1 protein-coding gene and 1 pseudogene are annotated in these 4,630 nt (G+C 68.1%); both read right to left on the reverse strand.

Going from position 1 to position 4,630, the window contains the following annotated elements; all coding sequences use genetic code 11:
• Nucleotides 1–116: 116 nt before the first annotated feature.
• Complete coding sequence (locus tag KBI5_RS22990) at nucleotides 117–920, reverse strand: hypothetical protein (RefSeq protein ID WP_085016441.1); 804 nt, start codon at nucleotides 918–920, stop codon at nucleotides 117–119.
• 974 nt (nucleotides 921–1,894) lie between these two features.
• A pseudogene (locus KBI5_RS22995) lies at nucleotides 1,895–3,604 on the reverse strand (IS66 family transposase).
• Nucleotides 3,605–4,630: the final 1,026 nt, after the last annotated feature.

The following is a 4,630-nucleotide window of genomic DNA, read 5'->3' on the forward strand; positions in this document are numbered from 1 at the left end:
ACCTTGTTACGCGCCGGGAAGCGTTCCGACCGTCCGGCCGGAACAACGGCGTAGAAATACGGAGAGGGCACCGGGAGAACTTCCCCGGTGCCCTCTCCGTGAGGACAGATGGAACGTCAGTGCTCCGTGCCGTCCCGCGTGGCGCGGTAGGTGATCATTTCCCGTACGGCGTCAGCTCGTTCGGACAGTTCCCGGAATTCCGCTAGGGCAGCGTCACGGGTAYGGATCACAGCGCGACGGGAACCGTAGGCGCCACCGTGCCGCTTCTGTGCCACCTTGGCAAGGATGCCCGCGCGCCCGAGGTCTTCGGCCTGGTTTCCTTCGTTGAGCACGTCCGCGAGAACGGGGAACTCCCGACCGTCACCGTACGCGTAGCGCCAGATAGCCTCACTGTTGGCGGCAAGGTGYGTCGCGACGGCTACGAACTCCATACGGGCAACAGCTTTCATCTGCTGTGCGCCGGGGGTCGCGTCGATCTCGTCAGGCTTCTTGTCGAGCTGGTATCCGTTGCGTCGGGCAGCGTCCCGCATGGCGGTGTATTGGATGCTGTCACGGGTGGCAACGAAGGTCCCGCCTTGCTTCGTGACGTAGAGCCACGAATCCGGTTCCCGCGTGGCCACGGAGTAGGTCACGGGCTCAAACTTCCGAATGATCTTCCCAAGCAGTTGGGCGAACAGCAACACGGCATCCTGTGTGATGTCGTCGCTCACGTCCGCCGTGCCGTAGCCACGACCCGTGAATGTCGCGTTTCCGTCCATCCGCTTACGCGAGTCGACAGCGTCCAGGACACGGCAGAACTTGCGCGCCTTGACCTGAATCGCGCGCCAGTCGTCCGCCGTCACTCTGGCCATGTCTTCCGGCTGGACTCTCGCGCCCGGAAGAGCGGACGGCGTGTCCGAAGAAAAGGCGCCATTGGTCACGAGGTCTCTCCTCTGCCTTGGGGGAACTCCCGGGGGGTTTCGTCCCGCTCCCGGTGCCGATATCTAATTCTCCGCCTATGCCCGCGCGAATACAACCCCCAATCGTCCACCAATTCATGATTCTTTGAGTGATGCGCAATGATGGAAACGGCGTTCGTGGCGCGAATGCTGCAATCGGGAGGTGAAACGAGAAAGAGAAAGAGCGAAAAGTAAAGCAAAAGCCAAGAACAGAAAAGCACCAGGCGGAGCGAAATGCAGCGGGAAAAGCAAACGTCACAAACCGCCCGACCAGACCACCCGGGACCGCGCGCCGCCAGCACGCCGGTCCCGCATCGACTATCAGCTCGTTGCCTCGCTATTAAGTCGCGGAGTGCTTGGGTGGGTGGCACACCTCGTCCGACCTGCGCCAGCGGAGTTCCGTCCGCCCACCAGCCTTTACTAGCGTGCCGGTGGGGGGTCCGGTAGGGGGTCCGGTGGGGGGACCGACGGGGGGTGCAGGGATCACGGATAGATGAGCACTCGGCTTACTACTTGAGTACCGCATGAGCAGCATGGTCAGGTTTACTTGATCAGGGCGGCTGACCAGGGCAAACGCCTCGCTGGCAGTTCGCTGGGCACGGTCGCGGCCGGCGGTGCACTGCTCGACTATCCCGGCGGTGGCCCCTGGGGCGCGGCTTAGATAGACGCGAACTCCCAGGACCGGCCGCTCATTTACAAGTGATCCCTACGGGGTGTCGGGAGCGGGTCTCCTTGGCGAGTCGGCGTCGTAGTTGGCGAGGCGGTAGCGAGCGGTCCGGCATCTCGGCGACTCCGCCGATCACGGCCCGGTGGCCATTTTGCTGGCGGTGCCAGCGCTCGCCGGCTGCGACGGCGGTCGGTGCGCCAGCGGTTCCCGATAGCGGCGACCGGTCCGCACGGAGTTGCCAGTGTCCATTCACGGGTGGCGGTTTGGGCGGTCCCGTGTTGATGTTGGTTTAGGTGGTGAGGGCAGGCGCGGGACGGGTCGCCTGGAGGACCGGCATCCAGGGGTTGCCGGCGAGGGCCCGGCGGATCGCGTCGATCGCGGTCAGGCCGTGGTCGCGGGCGGAGACGAGGTAGGAACGCACGCGGAGGTAGGCGGCGAGAGTGGTGGGTGTGTGCCAGTAGCCCGAGACGGCCTGGTGGCGTTTCGGGAGACGGATCGCCTGCTCGCTGGGATTGTTCGTCCAGGGGATCTTGAAGTCGGTCAGGAACAGCCAGACCTGGTCGGCTTTCGCGGCGAGGCGGCGGGCGAGGACCAGGCCGGGATGGTTGCGGTCGTCGGCCCAGGGCCGGGACATGTTCGCCAGCTCACCGATCCGGACGTCGGCGTCGTACCGGGCCCGCAGACCCTCGATCGTGGCCTAGTCGAGGCGGGTCTCGCCCGCGGCGCGGGCAGCCACCGCCAGGCCCTGGGCCTCGCGGAGCAGGTCGATGAGCCGACCGGCCCATTTCTGCGCGCCTGGTGCGAGTTGCCGCACCGCCCGCAACGCCCTGATCAGATGGGCGCAGCACAGCTGCACCCCGGCCAGGGTGGGGTCGTACTGGTGCCAGCCGGCGTAGTCGTCGCGGGTCAGGTAGCCGGTGAACCCGTCGAGGACCCCGGTGGCGTCGATCGCCTCCGACGACCGTGAGCTGATCGCCGTGTACCAGACCAGCCCCGGTGTCGGGGTCCGCAGGACGAGCAGGTGCGGGGTGCCAGACAGCACCATGCCGGTGACCTCGTCGAGGTCCCTGCGTAGCACGTTGACCGGGGACTCGTCGCCGCACAGCACCGGCTCCGCTCGCAGCGCCGTCTTCATCGCCTCGTCGAACCCGGCCGCTTCCAGGTCGTGGGCGAGTCGTTCGTTCGCGCGGGCGACGAACCCGGCTGAGACCTCCACCCCCAGCAGCGCACCGATGACCCTCGCGGCCCGTTCCACCGGAACGTTGGCCTCCGAGGCCAGCAGCACCGCCGCGGCGTGCAGCCGGGGCCCGTAGGACACCGTGCCCGCCGCTGCATGCCGCACCCCCGCCACCCGGGCCGTGGTGACCTTCCGGCAGCAGACACACCGCCGCCGCGGCAGCACCCACTCCACCTTCTCCAGCACCGGGTCGAGCAGGTCCCAGACCTGCGCCCAGCCATCGGGGAGCACCACCGCGTCAGCCAGGTCAGCCTCGCACGACGAGCACTGCGCCGGCGGGTCCGCCGCCCGCGACCGGTCTGGCTCCGCCTCCCGGGAAAGCCCCGACCCCGGATGCCCCGGCTGCCCACCCGGCTTCTTCTCCTTCGACCGGACCCGCTCCGAACCCTGGCGACGCTCAGCCCGCCGCTTCTCCTTCGCGCCGACCGGCTCCCTCGACGGCGGGACCGACGAGTTCGTACTGTCCATCCCGACCCGCCGCCGCAACTCGGCGACCTCCAACTCCAGCTCGGCGACCTTCCGCTCAAGCTCCACAGCCCGCCCCAGCGCCTGGTCCCGCTCCGTGCGCACCGCGCCGATCTCCGCCTCATGCCGCGCCGCCGCGTCCTCCACAACCCGACGCAACCGCCCGTTCACCGCCGCGAGCTTCTCGTTCCCCGCCTCCGCCGCAGCCAGCCCAACACCAAGCTCCTCGATCCCCGCCTCCGCCGCCACCAGACGCGGCTCCCACGACACCGGCGGATCAGCCACAACCCAGATCATCCGCCACCAGTCCCGACCACCAGGCAACACCAGCGGCGTGTCACACCAACACAAACACCCAGCTCAGCGAACTACGACCTCGCACCCCTGAATGGACACAGTTGCCAGCTTCCTCTGATCCCTCCGGGCGGAGGATAAGAACCCGGAGCGGGCGGACCGCGTGACTGTGTGGCTGACCAACGGGCCTCGTAGTGGGTGCGAGAGAGTCCGAAGAGGCGGGTTTTCGTGGACGGCGAGGCCGGGAAGACTACCAGGTGAGAATGAGCACTAAAGGGCGGTCGTTTCGAGCACCGCCCCGTCGCATTGCCGCCCACGAGCACGACCAGGCGAGCCGAGCCACCTGCGCGGCCTAGCGCCCCGGACCGCCACGCGGCCCGATCCCGAGTCGTACCACGCAACAACGCAACGAGGAGGCGGTCGGTGCTGCCTGCGCGCGGGCTCACCGCCCGTGGCGCTCCTGGTCGTCCGGGAGGGCGTCCCGGGTGCGGGAGGCGCGGTCAGGTCGAGCTGCGCGCGTCGCCGGGAGCGGTGTCGACGTCCAGTTGGCCTGCCTGGTCGGCGTCCTGCGGCTGGCGCGACGTGATGAGCATCATGTCGGCCGAGGCGGGCTGGGTGCGTGAGGCGGTCTTGTCGTCAGGGTGACGGCGTTGTCGCAGGTAGCTGGGGATGCGGTGACGCGGGTTCGGCTCGCGTCTCGGCGCGGCTGGGCAGCGGACGGCCCCCGTGGGGCTGTGGTGACGGTCGTATATCGGATTGTCACCTTACGGCCAGATAGTGCAGCCTTGGGCGAAGTGCCCGTCACGCAGAAAGGCTACGGGGGCCTCGGAGACGGCGAGGCAGTCGCACTGCGCGGCGGAACGGTCGAGCAGGCCCGGAGGGTCTGTGGATCTTCCGTGGGAGTGGGTGTGACTGGGATTGAGGATCTGTCTGGTCCTGATCGGCGCATTCTGCTGCACGATCTGCGGCGCACGCTGAGCCCTGGCTGGCTCCCGGACGTGCTGGTCGCGCTGTCGGGTGGTCCGCAGC

The organism is Frankia sp. KB5 (assembly GCF_002099325.1).
GTDB lineage: Bacteria > Actinomycetota > Actinomycetes > Frankiales > Frankiaceae > Frankia > Frankia casuarinae.